Annotated in this window: 4 protein-coding genes; 1 reads left to right on the forward strand and 3 read right to left on the reverse strand. The window is 74.2% G+C overall.

What is annotated here, in order from left to right; genetic code table 11:
• Positions 1-228 precede the first annotated feature (228 nt).
• Entirely contained in the window at positions 229-597 is a 369-nt protein-coding gene (locus EPD83_RS17960) for a VOC family protein (protein WP_128367797.1), read from the forward strand.
• Position 598: 1 nt separating this feature from the next.
• Here EPD83_RS17960 and EPD83_RS17965 read toward each other — a convergent pair whose 3' ends face one another.
• From EPD83_RS17965 to EPD83_RS17975, 3 genes are all read right to left on the reverse strand, one after another.
• A complete protein-coding gene (locus EPD83_RS17965) occupies positions 599-1,360 on the reverse strand; it encodes a type 1 glutamine amidotransferase (RefSeq protein WP_128367796.1) in 762 nt (253 codons plus the stop codon).
• Positions 1,357-2,655 carry a Mur ligase family protein gene (locus EPD83_RS17970; RefSeq protein WP_128367795.1) on the reverse strand — a complete coding sequence of 433 codons (1,299 nt, stop codon included), beginning with the start codon at positions 2,653-2,655 and terminating at the stop codon, positions 1,357-1,359. Before EPD83_RS17970 ends, EPD83_RS17965 begins: the two co-directional genes overlap by 4 nt.
• Positions 2,656-2,847: 192 nt before the next feature.
• A complete protein-coding gene (locus EPD83_RS17975; RefSeq protein ID WP_128367794.1) occupies positions 2,848-3,774 on the reverse strand; it encodes an alpha/beta hydrolase in 927 nt (308 codons plus the stop codon).
• Positions 3,775-3,797: the final 23 nt, after the last annotated feature.

Genomic DNA, 3,797 nt, shown 5'->3' on the forward strand with positions numbered 1-3,797 from the left:
TCCCGGGCCGCGGCGGCAGCGTGGTAGGACGTCGGGGAGTCGGCGACGTAGCGGGCGAAGTCGTCGGGCACGGTGTCGGAGCCGGTCACGCGGGCCATCCTCGCAGCCCGGCCGACGACCGCCGGCGGCCGGTCGGTCCCGCCTCGCACTCCCCGGCACGCCGGTCGGTCCCGCCTCGCACTCCCCGGCACCGGCCCTCGGCCACCCCTCGACGGCTAGGCTCGGCCGATGGCGAGGGTGACCGGGATCGGCGGGTTCTTCTTCGCGGCCCGCGACCCGGACGCGCTGACCGACTGGTACGACGAGCACCTCGGGGTCCGGCCGCCACCGGCCGAGTACGGGCTGCCGTCGTGGCGGCAGGAGGCCGGGACGACGGTGCTCGCCGCGTTCGACGCCGGGGCCGAGCACCTGGAGGGTCGGCCCTGGGCGCTGAACTTCCGGGTCGACGACCTGGACGGGATGGTCGCCGCGCTGCGCGACGCGGGCGTCGAGGTCGCCGTGCACTCGGAGGCCTACCCGAACGGCCGCTTCGCCGACCTGCACGACCCCGAGGGCAACCCGGTGCAGCTGTGGGAGCCGGCCGGCGTCGACGCCTGACTCAGCGGGCCCCGACCAGCCGGCGCACCTGGCGTCCGCGGGCCTCGTCGGCGAGCGGGTCCTCGAGATCCTCGGGCTCGAACGGCCGGCCGGTGGCGCGCTCGGCGGCGACCGCGATGAGCGCGTCGGACACCATCGGGTTGGACGGCAGCAGCGGGCCGTGCAGGTAGGTGCCGATGACGTGCAGCGTGCGGGCGCCCTCGGTGCGGTCCTCGCCGTTGTTTCCATGTCCGGCCAGGACCGTGCCGAAGGCCTCCTGCCCGGTCCCCAGCACGGTCGAGCCGGAGTGGTTCTCGTAGCCGACGACCCGGCCGAACTCGGTCTCGAGGCAGACCGGCCCGATCATCCGCTTGTCGTTGCCGCGGGTCGTGACGTCGAGGATGCCCAGGCCCGGGAGCACCTGCCCGCCGACGGTGTGGAAGGAGTTGCCGAACAGCTGGTACATCCCGCAGATGACGAGCATCGGCACCCCGTCGGCGGCCATGGCCTTGAGGGTCGGGCCGACCGCCTCGAGGTCGGCCTCCACCCGCGCCTGCCCCGAGTCCTGGCCCCCGCCGCCCATGAAGAGGTGCGCGTCGTCGCGGAAGTCGGCGCCGGGGTGGTGGTCGACGACCTCGGCGGTGTAGCCGTGCCGGCGGATGCGGCTGGCGAGCGCCCGGGTGTTGCCGAGGTCGCCGTAGATGCTCATCTCGCGCGGGTAGAGGTGGACGAGGGTGACCGTGCCCTTGGTCGGGCCGTCCGGCGCGAGGATCTCGGTGCTCATGCGGGTGCGTCCTCCCCGAAGTGCGCGAGGCCGTGGCGTGCCGCGAGGGTGCGGCGCAGCGCCATCATCGCCGTGTAGGTGCAGAAGATCCGCTTCGGCTCGCCTCCGTGGGCGGCGACGAAGGCGTCGAGCGCCTCCTCGAGGTCCGGGACGACCCGGTCGACGGCGACGTCGTCGTAGTGCAGCCGCAGCGCCATGTCGTAGGCGCGGACCCCGCTGGTCAGTGCGACGCCCCGCTCTCGCAGCGAGGCGAAGGACACGTCGTAGAGCCAGGAGACGTCGCGGCCGTCGGCGTCGTTGTCGTTGATGGCGACCATCGTCGCCACCGGGGTGCTGCCGTAGGTGTTGAGCGCGACGCCGAAGCCGGCCGGGTTCTTCACCAGGACGAGCTCGAGCGGCTGCCCGTCGACGTCGATGACCTCGCCGCGGCCGAACGGCGGCTGGACGGCGGCGAGCGCGGCGGCGGCCACCGAGGGGTCGAAGTCGTCGCCGAGCAGCAGCCGGGCCGTGGTCGTGGCGGCCGTCGCGTTGATCATCGCGGCCAGCCCGCGCTGGCGCAGGGTGACCGGCCCGACCGCGACGTCGGGGAAGACGACGTCGAAGGCACGCTCGTCACGGGGGCGCAGCCGGGCGTCGCCGGCCCCGGGGTCGCGGGTCGTCGGGGCGTCGTCGAAGCGGGAGTCGTGCTCGGTGATCTCGGGCAGGCGGTCGGCGATGGAGGCGTCCAGGCCGAACCAACGGACCGGCACGTCCAGGGCGTCGGCGGCGCGGCTGACGAACGGGTCGTCGGCGTTGGCCACGACGCCCTCAGTGGAGGCGGCGCCGAGTCGGGCCAGGAGGTCGGCGGTGTGGTCGATCTCGGCGAACCGGTCCAGCTGGTCGCGGGCGACGTTGAGCAGCAGGGAGTGGGTGGGTGCGACCTCGTCGACGAACCGCATCGCGTGCGCCTCGTCGAGCTCGACGACGACGAGGTCGGCCTCCAGCCGGCCGCTGACCGGGAGCTGCGGCAGCATCTCGGACAGCACGCCCCGGGTGAAGTTCGAGCCCGTCGGGTTGCTGAAGACCGTGCGGCTGTGGGCGCGCAGGACGGCGACGAGCATCTTCGTCGTCGTCGTCTTGCCGTTGGTGCCGCTGACGACGACGATGCCGCCGGGGATGTCGGCGAGGGCCCGACGCAGGATGCGCGGCTGGATCCTCTCCGCCACGAGGCCGGGGAAGGCCGACCCTCCGCCCCGGCGGCGGGCGAGGGCTCGGACGGTCTTGCCCGCGGCGACCGCGGCGGCCGTTCTCAGCACGCGCCAACCCTAACCAGCGGGCGGGCCGCGCGAGGCAAGACCCTCGCGGACCGGGTGGCGGGCACCCCGGGACGAGCGAGGACCCGGCCGCTCCCGCACGACGTCGCAGATGTCGTCGCAGGTCGCGGATGGTGCCGCGACACGAGACGACATCCGCGACCACGCGTCATCGCGGCCGGCGGTCGGCCCGGCTCAGCCTGGCAGGTGCGCGTCGAGCCAGCGGACGACGTCCGCGGTGACCTCGTCCCGGTTGGTCTCGTTGAAGACCTCGTGGCGGGCGCCCGGGTAGATCGTGCACGTGACGTCGGTGAGCCCGGCCTCGCGGTACTGCTGGGCGACGGCCCGGGGGCCCTTGCCGCCGGCGCCGACCGGGTCCTTGTCACCCGCGACCAACAGCACCGGCAGCGTCTTGCGCACCCCGGCCACCTGCTTGGCGTCGTTGATGCCGGCGAGCCCGCCGAGCAGGTCGGCGAAGAACCCGGAGGTGAAGGTGTTGCCGCAGAGCGGGTCCGCCACGTAGGCGTCGACCTCGGCGTCGTCGCGCGAGAGCCAGTCGAAGTCGGTGCGGTTGGGCTTGAAGGCGGCGTTGTACTGGCCGAAGGTCAGCTTGTCGAGCAGCGGGCTGACGTGCCGGCGGCCGCGGACCCGGGCCTCGGCGGCGGCGATGCCGGCACCGACCTTCCCCAGCGCGCCGGGGTCGCCCGCCGTGCCGGACAGGACCAGCCCGGTGAGGTGCTCGGACCCGCCGATGACGAAGGCGCGGGCGAGGAAGGACCCCATCGAGTGCCCGAGCAGGAAGACCGGCAGCCCGGGGTGCTCGGACCGGGCGAAGTCGGTGACCTGGCGCAGGTCGCCGACGACGGTCTCCCACCCGCCGGAGTCGGCGAAGTAGCCGTGGTCCTTCTCGTCGGCGGTGCGCCCGTGCCCGCGGTGGTCGGGGGCGTAGACGGCGTAGCCGGCCGCGGTCAGCGCCTCGGCGAGCCGGGCGTAGCGCGCCGAGTGCTCGGCCATGCCGTGGGCCAGGACGAGCACCGCCTTCGGGTCCGCGTCGGGCAGCCAGCGGTGGGTGAACAGGGCGGTGCCGTCCGTGGCCGTCACCGTCGTCGTCGTGCTCTGCATGGAAGGCATCCTCGCGCTACCGG

This window comes from Phycicoccus flavus, from assembly GCF_004025965.2.
GTDB lineage: Bacteria > Actinomycetota > Actinomycetes > Actinomycetales > Dermatophilaceae > Phycicoccus > Phycicoccus flavus.